Here is a 16,066-nt window from a genome sequence, read left to right on the forward strand (position 1 = left end):
CGTCCCTAGCGCCCAATGGCCAAGTACTCAAACCCGAGACCGCGTACCGTTTTGGGGTCGTAGAGGTTGCGGCCATCAAAAATGATCGGGTTCCTGAGTTTGGCTTTCAGATTGTCAAAGTCTGGGCTGCGAAACTCCTTCCATTCGGTGACGATCACAAGTGCATCCGCATTGTCGAGCGCAGCATTCTGGTTGTCGGCATAACTCAGTCGCAGCTCATTGGGGAAGCAGTGTTTGGCCTCGGCGCTGGCCACCGGGTCGTAGGCCGTCACGGTGGCACCAGCAGCGATCAAGTCCTTGATCACTTCCCGGCTGGTGGCTTCACGCATGTCGTCTGTGTTGGCCTTGAAGGCCAAGCCCCACAACGCAAAGTGTTTGCCCGTCAGATCCGCGCCAAAACGTGCTTTGATCTTGTTGGCCAGCACATGTTTTTGCAGGTCGTTGGCTTCTTCCACCGCGTTAAGAACTTTGAGGTGGATGCCCGCATCCACTGCGGCTGTTTTGATCAATGCCTTGACGTCCTTGGGGAAACACGAGCCGCCGTAACCTGCACCGGCATACAAGAAGTCATAACCAATGCGCGGGTCTGAACCAATGCCCCGGCGCACATGTTCAATGTCGGCTCCGAGCTTTTCAGCCAGGTTGGCCAACTCGTTCATGAAGCTGATGCGGGTGGCCAGCATGGCGTTGGCGGCGTATTTGGTGAGCTCGGCGCTGCGGATGTCCATCAGGATCATTCGATCGTGGTTGCGCTGGAACGGCGCGTACAGGGCGCGCATGTTGTGTGCGGCCTGTTCGTCGTCACACCCGACCACAATCCGATCTGGTTTCATGAAGTCGTCAATGGCAGCGCCTTCTTTGAGGAACTCGGGGTTGGACACCACGCTGAAGGGGGTGCTCACGCCGCGTTTTTGCAGTTCTTCGGTGATGGCGGCGCGCACGGCGTCGGCCGTGCCCACGGGGACGGTGCTTTTGTCGACGACGACTTTGTAGTCGGTCATGTATTTGCCGATGTTGCGTGCCGCAGCGGTGACGTATTTCATGTCGGCCGAGCCGTCTTCGCCTGGCGGGGTGCCCACAGCAATGAATTGGACGGTACCGAAGTGGGCGGCGCGTTCGATGTCGGTGGTGAAGTGCAAGCGCCCTGCGGCGACATTGCGCCGGACCATGTCTTGCAGGCCGGGCTCAAAAATCGGGATGCCGCCCTCTTCCAGAATTTTGATCTTGGCCGGATCCACATCCAGGCACAGCACATCATTGCCCACGTCAGCCAGACAAGTCCCAGACACCAGGCCAACGTAGCCGGTGCCAATCACGGTAATCTTCATGAGCAAACCCTAAACAACATCAATTTTTGAACATTATCACAACAAAAAAACGGTTTAATGCTGCTTATCCAAAGCATCCCCAGGTATCTTTGACGACTCGATCGCTAGAAAAATTAGCAGGAAAAAAAGAAACGCAACCCGTGGCACGTCCATCACACTGCTCACCAGTCCGACCAGCAGAACGGCTACCAGGGACGCTGCCAGGTAAGGTGCTATTGGCTGCAACCTGCCGCGCCCCAGCACCAGCTGCCAAAGCGCATAACCACCAAGCAGCAAACATGCCAAGAGGCCCAGTCCACCACGTTCCACTAGCAGTTCCAGCACCAGGTTGTCCAGATGCCAGGGCACAAAATACGACTGCGCTGCGGGAAACCAGCGCGCCAGGTCGGCAGAGAAATCGCCATTGGTCAGCAGGTTGTGTGGTCTGCTGCCGGTCAAAACGATGTTGTCCACATCGGCCTGAGCACCAGCGTCCACCACCGAGATGGAGAACATCTTGAGCCGTGGTGCGAACCAGTGCCCTGAGCTCACTGGCGGGCCTTGCAGCGCCACGGTGATGGGCTGCCAGGCGAAGGGGTCAACACCCTCTGCCGGTTGAATGAGCAAGAAGGCGGCTTGGCATGCCCGATCGTACAAGAGGTGGCGTTCACATAAAAACAGCTCCATCCGGGTCGTCTGCCTGACCCGCACGGTCAGACGCACCTGGTGAAAATCGGGCTCGGTGAGCGCAACGCGCTGGGTCAGCTCGAAAACGCCGCCCAGTTCTTCCAGGGTTTTGGGGCCATAGAGGGTGACAAACTGTTGCTCGGCTTGCCCGTCCCGGGTTTGCTGTTGATGCCTGGCGTCACCTGGAAACTCTTCAAAAGGCACCTGCGCTGCGTAGTTGGCAGGCAGGCGCCCCAGTCCTTTACCCAGCAGCCAGTCGGTCGGTTGTTTGAGCAGGCCAACGCCGCTTTTCCAGTGCTCCATCCGGCTGGAGAGATCCTGTCCGGCGCTGGCTAGGCGTTCCGACATGAAACTGCCGCCTTCGAGCACACCCACCACTTCCAGGACCAGGGCCAGCATCAGCACCACACTGGCCTTGAGCCGCCAGCCCGGTGCGCCCATCTGTTGGCGCAGACCCTGCCAGGCACTGCGGCCACGGCGAGCCTGGTTTTGCAGCCATAGCAAACCGGCCAGCAACAACAGCGGTGCCAGCACGGCCAGATAAACGCCGCGTGAAAAGGTGGTCAGACAGATGTAGCCACCCCAAAAAGCCAGCATCGCCAGGCTGGCCCACAAGGCGGGTTGACGTGTGGCATACAAAGCCCACACCACAAAGGGCGCGGTCATCGCCAGATAGGTGTCGATGGCGGCACCCCCCACATGCATTTCCCAAAACAAGGCCACCGTGCGGTATGGGCTGGAGAAATCCAGCAGCCCCGGGAAAGCGACGCGCTCCCACAAGGTGGCCGGCACCACCAGTGCCAGGCCGCTGACCACACCGGCTGCCAGCGTTGTTGTGGCCAGGCGTGTTGATTGGGACAACTCACGCCGCAGAAGCGGCAAAAAGAGGGCGGCAAAGCCCAGGCTTTTGAAGATCCGCCAGCTGTTCAGGGCATCGCTGTAGTTGGCAAACCAGTCAAAGGACAGCCCCCCCGCATCGGCCAGGCCACGCCACAGCGAGACCCCACCAGAGACCAGCACCAGCGCCACCAGGCCATCACCGGTGTGCCAGGGCTGCGGTGGCCGGTCCGCTGGCCTGACCCACGCCAGCCGGGCGTAGCCACCGGCCAGGCAGCCGAGCAGCAGGATGTCGAACTCTTCAAACATCAGCCAGCCGGTCCAGGGTGAAAAGTTGAGCAAGGGCAGGCCGGCTGGTACCAGCCACAACCACAGCCGGGGTTGCCAGGCCACCAGGCAGCTTGCCAGGCACAGCAACACCAGAGCCAGCATGGGTGACACCGGGTGATGCCCGGCCAGGGCACCTCCGGCCGTCAAGCAGACACCTGCTAGCAGCCAGCAGAGCAGGCCAGTCAGTCGCATGTGGGTTTACACCAGCACTTCAACACACGGCGGGTGTGTCAGAAACTGGTGCGGGCTGGCGTTGGCGCCATAGGCCCCGGACTGGAACACCACCAGCAGATCTCCCACCTGTGCCTCCGGCAGCGGTACCCGGTCAGCCAGCACATCCAGGGGGGTGCAAGACGGTCCCACCACCGTGGTGACCTGTGTAGCTGGCTGGCCCATCTTGTTGCCGATGGCCACAGGGTAGTTCTTGCGCAGCAGCTGGCCAAAGTTGCCAGTGGCGGCCAGATGCTGATGCAGCCCACCATCGGCCACCAGATACAGCTGGTCGCGAGAGTACTTGCGGTCGACCACCCGTGTCACATAAATCCCGGCCTCGGCCACCAGGTAGCGGCCCAGTTCCAGCACCAGACTGGTCTGTGGCAAGTGGGCCTGGGCAAGTTGCAGCAGGCGCTCCAGCTGCTCTCCAATCGGCTCCAGCTGCAGCGGCTTGTCCCCGGGGAAATACGGCACACCCAGGCCCCCGCCGAGGTTGAGCACCCGCACCTTGTCGGGCGCGTGTTGCGACAGGCGCAGTGCCAAGTCAAACGATTGCTGCAGTGCCTGGCAGATGGCCTCGGTGCTCAGGCTTTGTGAGCCTGGGTAGAGGTGAAAACCCTCAAATGCCAGACCGGCACGGCCCAGGTTGGCCAGCAGGGCAGGGACTTGCTCCACATCCACACCAAAGGGGCGGGGCCCGCCGCCCATCCTCATGCCCGAGCTTTTGAGTTCAAAGTCGGGGTTGATACGCACCGCAGCGCGGGCGGGCAAACCCAGGGTCTGGGACGCTTGGGCCAGCACATCCACCTCGCGGAACGACTCGATGTTCACCAACACCCCGGCCGCCACCGCCTGGCGCAACTCGGCATCGCGTTTGCCGGGGCCGGCAAAACTGATGTCCTTGGGACTGACACCTGCATCCAGCGCCACTTTCATTTCTCCCGCCGAGGCCACATCGAGGCCATCCACCAGACCTGCCATGAAGCCCACCAAGGCGGGCATCGGGTTGGCTTTCATGGCGTAGTGCAGCCTGATTTTGGACGGCAAGGCTTGGCGCAGCTCGGCCACACGCTGGCGTATCTGGGCGCGACCGTAGGCATAAAACGGGGTTTGCCCAACCCGCGCGGCCAAGCGTGACAGGCTGTCACCGCCGGGCATCAACTCACCCTGGCTCACCACAAACTGGGTCATGGGGGCATGCTGGGGCAAAGAGGGGGACGCGTCTTGCATGGTGAGGCTCATGTCTGAGGAGGCTGGAGGGGAGTGGGCTGGCGCGCCAGCCAGTCGCGCTTGATGGCGGTGCGGTCAATCTTGCCATTGGCATTGCGTGGCAGCGGTCCGGCCACCCAGTCGATACCGCTGGGCAGCATATAGGCCGGCATCCGGTTCTTGCATGCCGATATCAGGTCATTTTGGCTTGTAGCCCTTTCAAATAAAGGGCTGGTAGCTATGATTTGAATAGTTTGTCCGAGGCTCATGTGGGGCACACCAAAGGCCACACATTCACCCACCAGCTGGGTGGCGTAGAGAATGTCTTCCACCTCGGTCGGGCTGATACGGTAGCCCGAGGTCTTGATCATCTCGTCGTGCCGACCGACAAAGTACAGGTAACCGTCTGCATCCTGGCGCACCGTGTCACCCGAAAACACCGCCACTTCGGGCAGTTGCAGACCGGCCGGGCGCCCCGGCAGGCCAGCTGGCAGCGGCTTGAAGCGTTCGGAGGTTTTTTCGGCGTCGTTCCAGTAACCCATGGCCACCAGCGCGCCGCGGTGCACCAGTTCCCCGGGCTCATCGGGTGCACACGCGCTGCCGTCGGGGCGCAGCACCAGCACCTCGGCATTGGGGATGGCTTTGCCAATGGAGTTGGGCTTGAGATCCACATCCCCGGGTGGCAGGTAGGTCGAGCGAAAGGCCTCGGTCAGCCCATACATCAGATAGGGCTTGGCCTGTGGCACCCGTTGGCGCAACTGGGTCAACGCTTCGCGTGGCAAATGGCCACCGGTGTTGGCGAAATAACGCAGGTGTTCGCGCGTGGCCTCGGGCCAGTCCAGCGTGAGCAGTTGCAGGTACAGCGGCGGCACTGCCGTCAGGCCGGTCACCTTTTCCTGCGCCATGGCTCGGAGTACATCACGCGGCAACAAATAATTGAGCAGCACCACCCTGGCGCCCACAGAAAACGCGGTGCTGAGCTGGCTGAACCCGGCATCAAACGACAGCGGCAGCGCGGCCAGCAGGGTGTCATCAGGCTGGTTGTCCAGATAGGAGGCCACACTGGTGGCGCCGGCCACCAGGTTGCGGTGCGACAACATCACCCCTTTGGGCAAGCCGGTGCTGCCCGAGGTGTACAAAATGGCGGCCAGGTCGGTGTCGATGACCCGGTGCGCGGGTCGATAGGGGCTGTTGAGGATGTCCTGCCAGGGGGTGACTTGCCAGTGCTGAGGCTCTGCACCCAAGTCCGCAGGGTCGGCTGCGGTTGCACTCAACACCACGTGTTGCAGGTCCGGGCAATCCGACAAGGCCGCTTTGAGGGTTGCGAGCCGCTCGGGTGAGGTTACCAGCAGACGTACCTGACAGTCACGCAGGATGTGGCGCACCTGATCAGCCTTGAGCAGCGGGTTGATCGGCACAAACACCAGTCCGGCCAGCGGCGCCGCAAAACTGGCAAGCACCGTCTCGAACCGTTTTTCCAGGTAAATGCCCACCCGCTCAGACCGTTGCAGGCCGAGGTGCAACAAGCCGTTGGCCAGCGCTGCCATCTGATCAGCCACTTTGGCGTAGGTCCAGTGTTCAGCGCCATAGCTCAGCGCCACAGCATCCGGGCGGCGCTGCGCCGTGTGGATGACAAGTTCGGGTAACAACGTGGCCTGCAACATAAGCAAGCATCTTACAGGCTGGTTGTGACCCAGGCTGTGCGCGTGTACGAGGTTTTAAGCCTGTGTTGGCAGCTGACGCATCCAGTCCAGCACCGCCTGCTCAGCGGCAGCGCGCCACAGGGCTCTGGAGAAGGTGTGGTCGGCTTCGGCCACATCGACACGCTGCAATTGCGGGCGCTGCAGCAGGCCTTTCCAGGCCGGGTCGCTCTGGGCACACTCGACAAACTCCTTGGCGGTGTAGTCGCGTGCGCTCAGCAGCAGCAGCACCGGTCCTGGAAATTGGCGCAAGGCCTGCGCCATGTGGTGTTGAAAAGCGGGTTCTTGCGTGTTTGAGGGCGCTGGCGTACGCAAGGCCTGCAGGCTTTGCCACAAGCCTTTGATCGACGGTCGCCATTCATACTGACCTTGCCAAAAACGTTGCCAGAACGACCACTCCAGCAAGCGACCGGCGTAGTAGTGTTTGATGCGTGTGCGAGCCAGCGTGTTGTCCGAGCGCACCCAAGGGTTGAGCAGGCACAGCCCAGCCACGCGGGCATCTGCGCGTTCCCCGCTGTACAACAAGGCGGCTGACGCACCGTCACACAAGCCCCACAACACCACCCGCTGGACGCTGGGGCACTGCTGTTGCAGCGTGTCCACGGCCACACCGATGTCGTCGTGGATGGCATCGAAGGCTTGGCGCGCACCGCTGCTATCACCCAGACCACGGTGGTCAAACCGCAGCACCGGGAAACCCGCTCCGGCCAGGCAGCGCGCCAACAACACAAATTGCCGGTGGCTGCCCGCGCGGTACTGTGCGCCACCTACTACCATCACCAGACCCAGCGCGCTTGGCTGCTCAGGTTGCGAGATCACCCCCACCAGGGTTTCGCCAGCGCAGGGCATCAGCACAGGCAACTCGGTGGTTTTCAAGAGGCCACTTCCGATGTGGCACAGCCCAGGCTGCGCAAACTTGTGCTCAGCCAGGCGGGGCTGTCTGCGGTTTCCTGTATCTGCCAAAAAACCGAACCAGCCACTACCTCAGCCTGCGCGTGGCAGCCGGAGTTTTGCCAGCGCTGCATTTGTGTGGACAGCGCGGGAGAGATGGTGCCGCTGTCGGCATCACCCAGCTCCAGGCAGACAACCTGTGTGTCAGCGGGCAGGGCCTCCAGATCGGCGCGAGCCAAACCTTGCGCCAGCGCCGCCGACACACGGTAGCCCGCCACCTCCACCGACTCACCCTGCTCCAGCAGATGCACCAGATGTGCGGTGCCCCGGCTGGATTCACCACGCACCACGTCACCGGCCATTTGCAGGCGCAGAAACTGCTGCAGGTGTTGTTTGCCAGACAGCACCGGTTGCCACAACAGCAGCCTGGGTGGCTGGTGGTCTTGTCGACAGGCCTGTGCTGCCAGCAGGCAGCCAGCACGCACGCCCCAAAGCCAGGCCACCCCGGGCCAGCGTTCCAGCATCCAGCGTCGGGCCAAGGCCACATCAGCCACCCAGGTCTCCCAGCTGGCTTCCTCAAAGTGACCGGAACTGTCGCCGCAGCCCATCAGGTCCATCTGCAACACCGCAAAACCAGCACGTGCCATGGCGCGCGCCTGCTTGGCAGCCATGCGCCGTGTGGCGTTCATTTCTTCGGCAAACGGGTGTACGTACACCACATGGCCCCGCACCGGTTGACCACTGGGTGGCGTATGCAGCAGGCAAAAACGCTTGCCGTGTGTTCCGTCCAGAAAAAAAGCTTGAAGGGTCGCGCCAGCTTGTGTCATGGTGCGCGTGTTCGTCTACCCGGCCAGCTTGGCCGCAACAAAATCACTGAGTGAACCCAGGGTGGCGAAAATGGCACTGTCGAGATCGTCATCGTGGATGACAAAACCAAAACGCTCTTCCAGCCCGGTGATGATGCCCAGCACCGCCATCGAGTCGAGTTCGGGCACCGCACCCAGCAGGGGTGTCGGACGCTGCCAGTCTGCGCTGCGCCCTTGCAGGCTCAGCACGTTGTCCAGAATTTTCGCTACCTCAGTCTCTACGGTCACCGTTGCTCCTTGGTCTGTCGCTGTCGGCCGCGACCAGTTTCGCCAAACCTTCCTCACCCGGGAAAGCGCTGGTTATGATAACCAGTGAACGGCCAGCATCGGCCAGAAAGACACGCGTGAGCCCACCCGCCATCCAGATCCTGGACAACTTTGACGATCTGCGTGCTGTGCTGGCACAGCAGGGGGTGCAGCAGGTGCACGAGCAGGCCGATGTGTTTGCCACGCTGGCCTGGTTTGATAACCTGGCTGCCTGCGGGTTGGATGCGGCAGGCCAGGGTTCAGTCAGCTGCCAGCTGTGGTTGCTGGACGGTGGTGCTGCCGGACCGGTGGTGTGCCTGCCGCTGCTGCTGGGCCGACAGCTCACCGGCTTGAGCAACTACTACAGCAGCCTGTACGCGCCCTTGGTCTGGCCTGCTGCGTGTGCCGACGGGCCAGATGCGGAGTCTGAGGCGGCGATCTGGCAGGCCTTTGCCCAGGCCATGCGATCACATCGGGCACGCTGGCCGGTGCTGCGGTTTGACCCGCTGGACCCACAGAGCCGCTTTTTTGCCGGGTTTGAAGGCGCTTTGCGCCAGGCGGGTTACCAGGTGGGTCGCTATTTCTGTTTTGGCAACTGGTACCTGCAGCTTGCCGAGCGGTCGTTCACCGAGTACCAGCAGAGCCTGCCTTCTGCCCTGCGCCACAGCATCACACGTGGTCAGCGTCGGCTGGACAAACAAGGCCCTTGGCGCGTCGACATCCAGCAGCAGCCCGATGGGTTTCTCGAGAGCGCCATTCAAGATTTTGTGGCGGTTTACCAAGCCAGCTGGAAAGGTGCCGAGCCCAATCCCCACTTCATCCCGGCGCTGGCGCGCATGGCGGCGACTCAGGGCTGGCTCAGGCTGGGTGTGTTGCGCTTGAATGCTCAGCCCATTGCCGCGCAGTTATGGCTGGTCAAGGGGGGTAAGGCCTCGATCTTCAAGCTGGCCTATGTCACAGGCTTTGAGCGTTTTTCGGCGGGTTCGGTGCTGACGGCGGCCTTGATGCGGCAAGTGATTGATGTGGACCAGGTCCAAGAGGTCGACTACCTCACCGGCGACGATGCCTACAAACGCGACTGGATGTCCCATCGGCGCGAACGCTGGGGCCTGGTTGCGTTTGACTGGCGTACCCCGGCAGGCCTGTGGGCCGGTTGCCGGCATGCCTTGGGTTTATGGCTCAAAAAGGCGCAGGCCAGACGACAAAGTTAGCATCTGGGTATGTCTCTGACTTCCTCTTCCCGTTTGTCGACTTGGCTGCTGATGGCCTGCGCTCTGGCGGCGCAAGCTGCTTTGGCGCAAGACAGCACACTATCGGCCACCTCGCAGCGCGGCCTGTTTGAGCAGGCGCTGGCTTATGAAAACGGCGAAGGTGTGCGGCGTGATCCGCTGCTGGCGGCCAACCTGTACTGCGAGGCCGCGCGTTTGGGCGACCGCGATGCACAGTACAACCTGGGCTGGATGTACGCCAATGGCCGGGGTGTGCCGCGCGACGATGGCCGGGCGCTGTTTCTGTTTCAGGCAGCGGCCGAGCAAGGCATCGAGACCGCGCGGCGGCTCGCCGACAAACTGGCCGACGTCCAGCCTGAGATGCCCGACTGCATGCGTGAGCCCGAGCCGCTGCCGGTGGATGTTCACTTTGCCAGTTGGACGCCGGTGGACTACGCGCTGATTGCACCACGCACCATCTACAAGCTGGTGCACAAGCTGGCGCCGCGTTTCAAGGTCGAGCCACAGCTGGCCTTGTCCATCATCGCCGCCGAGTCCAACTTCAACCCGCAGGCGGTGTCGGCCAAAAACGCGCAGGGCCTGATGCAGCTCATCCCCGAGACCAGCCAGCGCTTCAACGTCAAAAACGCGTTTGATCCGGCGCAGAACATCCGCGGCGGCCTGACCTACTTGCGCTGGCTGCTGGCGTATTTTGAGGGTGACGTGGCGCTGGTGGCGGCGGCCTACAACGCCGGTGAAGGCACGGTGGACCGTTACAAAGGGGTGCCGCCGTATCTCGAAACGCGCAACTACGTCAAACGCGTGTTGCGCTCTTTTGGTGGCCCGCGCCACCCGTATGACAGCGCGCTGAGTGCGCCGTCATTGGCCCTGAAAAAGTAGCTGGCGCCGAGTTTGTACGAAAAATTGGCCTCCAGCCCTTATATATCAAGGGAAAATTGCTACTTAATGTGTAGCAATCGTTCTCAGAAATAGTGGCGAAACAGCGCCTGGATATAACGGCGCTGGGCCATCGCGCCGAAGTCACTCCTGTCATCCCCGCTGGCCATCATCCACTGCAGGGCAATTTCGGACTTGTCAAAGCGGTAACGTGCCTCCAGCCATGACAGTTTGCTGTGGTCGTCCAGGTTGTAACGCAGCACGGCGGTCAGGTCGAGCCTGTTGATGAAAGCGTCCTGCCAGCTGGCGCGCACAAAGGTCGCCTGGCGCGTGGTCAGGTCAAGCTGCTCTTCAATGAGCGCGCGGTAGCTGGCGTAGTCCAGCATCGAACTGGTGCGCAGGGCGTTCCACACCGCTTTGTCAACGGCGGCGCCGTTGTAGTGGTATTCGCCGGTGATCGACAGTTTGTTGGCTGTGGTGTAGGTCAGGCCGGTGGCCAGCCGGTTGCGAAAGGCCTCGTCCTGCGCCAGCGCAGGCGACAGCGGCAAGGCTTGGGCCAGCAGCGTTTTTTGCCGCCCGCCCGACCATTCCACATGCGCCACCGTGGCGTCGTTGACCAACATGGCTAGGTTCAGACCCATCTGCACCGGCTGGCGCTGGTCGCCGTAGACCACCAACTGTGGGTTGAAGTTGTCGGCCAGCTGGTGGCTCACCGACACCAGCCAGCGGTCTCGGTTGTTGGTCGAGCCGAAGTCGGCGCTCCAGTCGCCATGGTTGGGTTTGTCAGACACCTTGGGCGCCACAATGGCAGTGAGCGCACCACCTTGCCACAGGGTCTGGCCGCGCAGCATGGCGGTGCCCATGCGGTTCTCGCGGATGGCGTTGGGGTCAAACGAGGTGATGGCGCGGTTGGCGCCCTCGCGGAAATAATCGGTCGGGTTGTAACCCATGGCCGCGCCGTAACGCACATTGATGCGGCCCACATCCAGCACCCGGTCATTCTGCGGCTGCCAGCTCAGGTAGGCTTCCTTGAGGCTGTTGAGCGTTTTCTGGCCCAGCGCTTTGCTCTGGTGATTGAGGTCCAGCCGGTCAGACAGCACGGCGCGCAATTCCGGGCTGAGTTTTTTGTCAATCAGCAGGTCTAGCGACAGGCGCTGGGTGTCTTCGGTCCGGTCCGGCTGGCCCCACTGGTGCACCGTGGTGCGCCCGGCGGTGGCTTCGGTAAAGATACGCCAGCTGCTGGCCTCGACCGCCGCACTCTCGCTGGTGGTGTCAGCCAGGTTCAGGGCGTCGTCTTCGGTCAGGTCTGCAGCAAAAACAGGAGCGCACAGGGCAATGGATAAAAGGGCTACAGCCTGTTTTTGATGCATGGTCACTCCGGTTTGAAGTTGGGCAGGTAGTCGCGTTGTAACCAGACCTCGGGCACATCGCGGTAGACAAAGTCCGAGTAGCGCATCACGGTTACCCATTTGGTATCCAGCCCGTCGATGATCACCATCTCGGTCGGGCGCTCCTTGCCCAGTTGCGGCTGGTAGCGCCGGTAATACACGGTCTTGAGCAGGCGCTCACTTTCTGAAAAAAAACGGGCCTTGAGTGGCTGGCTGTTGGTGCTGTCGACCCACAGCTCGATGCGGTTGTAGCTGGCCTCCGGGCTGCTGGCTGTTAAGTCCAGTCGGGTGCTGCGCCGCATCTGGCGGTTGCCGTCGGCAATCTCTTCCTCCAGGCCAATCTTGGCCTGGTAATCCTTGGCCAGGTTCACGGTCACCACGTCGCCGTTGGAGGCTTGCCCCATCAGCCGCTGTTGTGGCGACAGGCGCACGCTCGCGCGGCTGGACGGGTCGTAGAACCAGAAATCGTTGCCGTTCTTGAGCATCAATTTCCCCTCATCCCGGGCCGGTGCCACAAAACGGATCAGGGTGCGGAACTGGCCACTGCGGGCATCCGACTTGGCGTAACTGCCCAGCGTGCTGGTATCGGTCTGTTTGCCGCTGCGGTATTCGATCAGTGTCACCGTCACACCAAAAGGCTTGTCCGGGTTGCGCACCGCGTCGCTGGCCTGCAGCATGGCCTGTGCGTTGGGCTGAGGTGCGCCTTGCGCCAGGGCACAGGCGCTGAGCAGCGCACCCAACAAAAAAAGCGACAGTTGATGCAGTTTCATGCGGTGACTCCGGGGACAGCGGGGTTTCTTGGGGCCAGGTTCGGCCAGCGATGCAGTTTACTCACATGCCAAGTGTTTGTAGCGGCAAAGAAGCGCCAACTTGTGCAGCTTGTTGTCAGGGCATCGATAAAATCGCGCGCCATGACCCACGTCCTTCTGGTGTGTAAAGCCAATGTGTGCCGATCTCCCATGGCCTGCGCGGTGGCCCGGCAACTGGCACAGGCCCAGGGCCGTGGCACCCAATTGCACTTTGACTCGGCCGGTACCCACGCCCACAGTGGCAAACGTCTGGATGCGCGGGCCAAAGATGTGTTGCTCAAACACCGTTACACCCCCCCAAAAAGCCGTTCCCGTGCGCTGACAGCGCAGGACTTTGAACGTTTTGATCTGATCCTGGCCATGGACCAGGACAACCTGTCGGCATTGCAGCGTCAGTGCCCCGTTTCTTTGCGTGGCAAATGCCGCTTGTTGCTGTCGTATGCGCCTGACTTGGGCTTGTCCGAGGTGCCTGACCCGTATTACGGCGATCTGGCCGGTTTTGAGCGTGTGCTCGGCCTGTGTGAGGCGGGTGCTCGCGGGTTGCTGGCCGAACTGTGACTACACGCGGTAATAGTCGCGGTACCAGGCCACAAAACGGTTGATGCCATCCTGCAAAGGCGTGGCAGGCGCAAAACCCACCCAATTGTTCAAGGCATCGGTATTGGCAAAAGTGGCCGCCACATCGCCGGGCTGCATAGGCAGCAGCCGTTTGTCAGCGGTTTTACCCAGGGCTTTTTCGATGCAGCCAATGAACTCTAGCAAGGGCACCGGCGCACTGTTGCCAATGTTGAAGATGCGGTAGGGCGCGTGGCTGCTGGCCGGGTCAGGCTCAGCGCTGTTGTAGGAGGGGTTGGGTGTGGCGATCTGGTCCACGGTGCGCAGCACCCCTTCCACGATGTCGTCGATGTAGGTGAAATCGCGTTGCATCTGCCCGTGGTTGAACACATCGATGCTGCGGCCTTCAAGGATCGCCTGGGTGAACAACATCGGCGCCATGTCGGGGCGCCCCCAGGGGCCATAGACCGTGAAAAAGCGCAGTCCGGTGGTCGGCAGACCGTACAGGTGGCTGTAGGTGTGTGCCATCAGCTCGTTGGCTTTTTTGGTGGCCGCGTACAGGCTGACCGGGTGGTCCACGCTGTCGTGTTCGGAAAACGGCATCTTGGTGTTGCCGCCATAGACGCTGGAGCTGGAGGCATACACCAGATGCGCCACCTGGTTGTGGCGACAGCCTTCCAGAATATTGGCAAAACCGACCAGATTGCTGTCGATGTAGGCCAACGGGTTCTGCAGCGAGTAGCGAACGCCGGCCTGGGCGGCCAGATGCACCACACGGTCAAAAGCCTCTGCCTTGAACAGGGCGGCTATTCCAGCCCGGTCTGCCACATCCATCTGGACAAAGCGGAAGTTGGGCTGGGATGTGAGCTGGCTGAGCCGACTTTCCTTGAGTGATACCGCGTAATAGTCGTTGAGGTTGTCCAGCCCAAGCACCTCATCACCGCGCGCCAGCAGCCGCTGGGCCACCGACATGCCGATAAAACCGGCCGCACCGGTGACCAATATCTTCATATAAAAAGTGTCAATCGTCGACTTGTTCCGCAGGATCTTCTGCGTGGTCAGTATCGGTGAAAAAGGAGCTGGTCAGTTTGACGGCGACCCCGACCGTGCCCGCCTTGTGCTCGACCCGCGTCACCTCGCCCGCACAGACCATTTTCAGAAGCTCACCTTTGACATTCACCTCAACCACAAAACGCACCCGTGAGCCGGGGGTCTGGTCAAGCGTGGTTTCCAGATAAACACCAGTGGCGCTGACATTTCTGGTCAACCCCGCGACGCCGCCGATCTCCACGGGTAACTCGGACAAGACCCTGTCGGCTGTCCTGCGGGAATGACCTGGTGTGGGTGCTTGAGATGTTTGCATGTGCTCCATGTCTCTTGACGATGTGTTTGATCGGGCCAACGATAATGAAAAGCACAAACTGTGCCTATGAAAATGATAGCAGTGTGCTTGTTTTCAAAACAACAAGTTGCGGCAGTTTTGGCAGGTTTTTTGAGCAAATGGACAGGCAGGATGTCAATTAATCCGACAGCCAAAGATCAGAACTCGCGGCTATCATCAGCCGTTGATCTGTGCGTTGCGCTGGATTGTTTTTGGCGGTTTTTGGAAGGGACAAGCAAATATGAGTTTTGGGCGGTCTCTCAATCAGAGTTTGCGCAAACTGTTTGCCTTTTTGCCGCGCCAGACCCGGTTTGCCATCTATCGCTCGTTTGTCGAGTGTGATGCCAGCCCCAGCCCACGCCTGGTGCTGAAAATCGCCGAAACCCGCGACGAGCTGGAGGCCTGTTTCAAACTTCTGCACGACGCCTATGTGGGCAGCGGTTTCATGAAACCCGATCCTTCTGGCATGCGTGTGACGCTGTATCACGCCTTGCCCACCACCACCACGCTGTGCGCCAAATACGATGGCGAGGTGGTTGGCACCTTGTCGCTGATTCGGGAGAGCCTGTTCGGCTTTCCCCTGCAAGCCATTTTTGACCTGAACCAGGTGCGTGAGCGCAAAGGGCAGATTGCCGAGGTCTCTGCGCTGGCGGTGCATCCCAAGTTCCGCAAGACGGGCGGCACCATCCTGTTCCCGTTGATGAAGTTCATGTACAACTACTGCACGACCTTCTTTGACACACGCCATCTGGTGATTGCGGTCAACCCCAACCGCATTGAAATGTACGAGTCATTGCTGTTTTTTGAACGCCTGACCGAAAACTCGGTTGATAACTACGATTTTGCCAACGGCGCCCCCGCAGTCGGTGCCACGCTGGATCTGAGAACCGCCCCGATCCTGTTCAAGCAGGTGTACGGCAAAAAGCCTTTGCGCCGCAACATGCACCACTACTTCATTGAAGCGGTCATGCCCAACATCGTGTTGCCGACACGGCGTTACTTCACCACCAATGACCCGGTCATGACGCCAGCGCTGCTGGACTATTTTTTCAACCAGCGTACCCAGGTATTTGCGCAGTTGGATGAGCACAAAAAGCAGTTGCTGCATGCCATCTACAACCTCGACGCTTTCCAACCGGTGCTGCCCCCTATCGCCCAACCCACCGAGCAGAAAGTACAACGTAGCCACCAGCGTTATTCGGTCAAATGCCCGGGCAGTTTTGATGTCCAGCTCACTTCGGGTGCCCGGGTCTATGAACTGCTGGTGGTGGACCTGTCACTTTATGGTTTCCAGGTGTACTCACAGGTGGCCTTGCCCTTGGGTGAGTGGGGCGAGGCCTTGATCAAACTTGGCACGGCCGAAAAATCCATCACCAAGGCCAAGGCCGTACGTGAACGGGCCAATGGCCTGGCCGGCTTCTACGGTTTCCAACTGGCCGAGCCCGACTTGGCCTGGCGCAAGTTTGTCAACGCCATGCAGTCGGGCAGCACCCATGATGATCTGGACAACGCCACCCGTTTTTTACCCGACGCGGCCTGAGC

15 protein-coding genes are annotated in these 16,066 nt (G+C 60.9%); 4 read left to right on the forward strand and 11 right to left on the reverse strand.

What is annotated here, in order from left to right; genetic code table 11:
- Window positions 1–5 precede the first annotated feature (5 nt).
- Genes RF819_RS11375 through RF819_RS11405 form a run of 7 tightly spaced genes read right to left on the reverse strand, consistent with a single transcriptional unit; the run spans window position 6 to window position 8,268 of the window.
- Complete coding sequence (locus RF819_RS11375; RefSeq protein WP_078365097.1) at window positions 6–1,328, reverse strand: UDP-glucose dehydrogenase family protein; 1,323 nt, start codon at window positions 1,326–1,328, stop codon at window positions 6–8.
- A gap of 54 nt (window positions 1,329–1,382) precedes the next feature.
- Complete coding sequence (locus tag RF819_RS11380) at window positions 1,383–3,308, reverse strand: hypothetical protein (RefSeq protein ID WP_143541681.1); 1,926 nt, start codon at window positions 3,306–3,308, stop codon at window positions 1,383–1,385.
- A gap of 51 nt (window positions 3,309–3,359) precedes the next feature.
- Window positions 3,360–4,616, reverse strand: coding sequence for a pyridoxal-dependent decarboxylase, exosortase A system-associated (locus RF819_RS11385; protein ID WP_244899901.1), 1,257 nt, complete (start codon window positions 4,614–4,616; stop codon window positions 3,360–3,362).
- Window positions 4,613–6,247 carry an acyl-CoA ligase (AMP-forming), exosortase A system-associated gene (locus RF819_RS11390; RefSeq protein ID WP_078365099.1) on the reverse strand — a complete coding sequence of 545 codons (1,635 nt, stop codon included), beginning with the start codon at window positions 6,245–6,247 and terminating at the stop codon, window positions 4,613–4,615. Before RF819_RS11390 ends, RF819_RS11385 begins: the two co-directional genes overlap by 4 nt.
- 54 nt (window positions 6,248–6,301) lie before the next feature.
- Complete coding sequence (locus RF819_RS11395; RefSeq protein WP_242472668.1) at window positions 6,302–7,159, reverse strand: hydrolase 1, exosortase A system-associated; 858 nt, start codon at window positions 7,157–7,159, stop codon at window positions 6,302–6,304.
- Window positions 7,156–8,001, reverse strand: coding sequence for a hydrolase 2, exosortase A system-associated (locus RF819_RS11400; RefSeq protein WP_078365100.1), 846 nt, complete (start codon window positions 7,999–8,001; stop codon window positions 7,156–7,158). Before RF819_RS11400 ends, RF819_RS11395 begins: the two co-directional genes overlap by 4 nt.
- Before the next feature lie 15 nt (window positions 8,002–8,016).
- On the reverse strand, window positions 8,017–8,268 hold the full coding sequence (locus RF819_RS11405) for an acyl carrier protein (RefSeq protein WP_078365101.1): 252 nt from the start codon (window positions 8,266–8,268) through the stop codon (window positions 8,017–8,019).
- Window positions 8,269–8,384: 116 nt separating this feature from the next.
- On the opposite strand from RF819_RS11405, the gene RF819_RS11410 reads away from it, so the two are divergent.
- Both RF819_RS11410 and RF819_RS21910 read left to right on the forward strand, forming a co-directional pair.
- Window positions 8,385–9,497 (forward strand): GNAT family N-acetyltransferase, encoded by a 1,113-nt coding sequence (locus RF819_RS11410; RefSeq protein ID WP_158081270.1) that lies wholly within the window; start codon window positions 8,385–8,387, stop codon window positions 9,495–9,497.
- 9 nt (window positions 9,498–9,506) lie between these two features.
- Window positions 9,507–10,394 (forward strand): lytic transglycosylase domain-containing protein, encoded by an 888-nt coding sequence (locus RF819_RS21910; protein WP_078365103.1) that lies wholly within the window; start codon window positions 9,507–9,509, stop codon window positions 10,392–10,394.
- A gap of 83 nt (window positions 10,395–10,477) precedes the next feature.
- Here the strand turns inward: RF819_RS21910 and RF819_RS11420 are convergent, their stop codons facing one another.
- Together RF819_RS11420 and RF819_RS11425 are read right to left on the reverse strand one after the other, a co-directional pair.
- Entirely contained in the window at window positions 10,478–11,761 is a 1,284-nt protein-coding gene (locus RF819_RS11420) for a hypothetical protein (protein WP_078365104.1), read from the reverse strand.
- A 2-nt stretch (window positions 11,762–11,763) separates the two neighbouring features.
- The gene (locus RF819_RS11425; protein WP_078365105.1) at window positions 11,764–12,549 is read right to left on the reverse strand and encodes an outer membrane lipoprotein-sorting protein; all 786 of its coding nucleotides are present in this window, start codon (window positions 12,547–12,549) and stop codon (window positions 11,764–11,766) included.
- Between the two features lie 141 nt (window positions 12,550–12,690).
- Here RF819_RS11425 and RF819_RS11430 point away from each other — a divergent pair, with 141 nt between their 5' ends.
- Window positions 12,691–13,146, forward strand: coding sequence for a low molecular weight protein-tyrosine-phosphatase (locus RF819_RS11430; RefSeq protein WP_078365106.1), 456 nt, complete (start codon window positions 12,691–12,693; stop codon window positions 13,144–13,146).
- Here the strand turns inward: RF819_RS11430 and RF819_RS11435 are convergent, their stop codons facing one another.
- Window positions 13,147–14,154: an NAD-dependent epimerase gene (locus RF819_RS11435; protein ID WP_078365107.1), complete on the reverse strand. Its 1,008-nt coding sequence runs from the start codon at window positions 14,152–14,154 to the stop codon at window positions 13,147–13,149.
- A gap of 10 nt (window positions 14,155–14,164) precedes the next feature.
- A complete protein-coding gene (locus RF819_RS11440) occupies window positions 14,165–14,506 on the reverse strand; it encodes a PilZ domain-containing protein (protein ID WP_158081271.1) in 342 nt (113 codons plus the stop codon).
- 259 nt (window positions 14,507–14,765) lie between these two features.
- Between RF819_RS11440 and RF819_RS11445 the strand changes: the two genes are divergently transcribed.
- Window positions 14,766–16,064 (forward strand): GNAT family N-acetyltransferase, encoded by a 1,299-nt coding sequence (locus RF819_RS11445; RefSeq protein ID WP_078365109.1) that lies wholly within the window; start codon window positions 14,766–14,768, stop codon window positions 16,062–16,064.
- The last annotated feature ends 2 nt before the right edge of the window (window positions 16,065–16,066 follow it).

Origin of the sequence: Rhodoferax fermentans (assembly GCF_002017865.1) — a bacterium.
In the GTDB taxonomy this organism is placed as follows: domain Bacteria; phylum Pseudomonadota; class Gammaproteobacteria; order Burkholderiales; family Burkholderiaceae_C; genus Rhodoferax; species Rhodoferax fermentans.

What these genes read in the sequence shown, in the direction of transcription:
- RF819_RS11375 (WP_078365097.1), bottom strand. Translation starts at nt 1,328, where the DNA reads ATGAAGATTACCGTGATTGGCACCGGCTACGTTGGCCTGGTGTCTGGG.
- RF819_RS11385 (WP_244899901.1), bottom strand. Translation starts at nt 4,616, where the DNA reads ATGAGCCTCACCATGCAAGACGCGTCCCCCTCTTTGCCCCAGCATGCC.
- RF819_RS11390 (WP_078365099.1), bottom strand. Translation starts at nt 6,247, where the DNA reads ATGTTGCAGGCCACGTTGTTACCCGAACTTGTCATCCACACGGCGCAG.
- RF819_RS11400 (WP_078365100.1), bottom strand. Translation starts at nt 8,001, where the DNA reads ATGACACAAGCTGGCGCGACCCTTCAAGCTTTTTTTCTGGACGGAACA.
- RF819_RS21910 (WP_078365103.1), top strand. Translation starts at nt 9,507, where the DNA reads ATGTCTCTGACTTCCTCTTCCCGTTTGTCGACTTGGCTGCTGATGGCC.
- RF819_RS11420 (WP_078365104.1), bottom strand. Translation starts at nt 11,761, where the DNA reads ATGCATCAAAAACAGGCTGTAGCCCTTTTATCCATTGCCCTGTGCGCT.
- RF819_RS11425 (WP_078365105.1), bottom strand. Translation starts at nt 12,549, where the DNA reads ATGAAACTGCATCAACTGTCGCTTTTTTTGTTGGGTGCGCTGCTCAGC.
- RF819_RS11430 (WP_078365106.1), top strand. Translation starts at nt 12,691, where the DNA reads ATGACCCACGTCCTTCTGGTGTGTAAAGCCAATGTGTGCCGATCTCCC.
- RF819_RS11435 (WP_078365107.1), bottom strand. Translation starts at nt 14,154, where the DNA reads ATGAAGATATTGGTCACCGGTGCGGCCGGTTTTATCGGCATGTCGGTG.
- RF819_RS11440 (WP_158081271.1), bottom strand. Translation starts at nt 14,506, where the DNA reads ATGCAAACATCTCAAGCACCCACACCAGGTCATTCCCGCAGGACAGCC.
- RF819_RS11445 (WP_078365109.1), top strand. Translation starts at nt 14,766, where the DNA reads ATGAGTTTTGGGCGGTCTCTCAATCAGAGTTTGCGCAAACTGTTTGCC.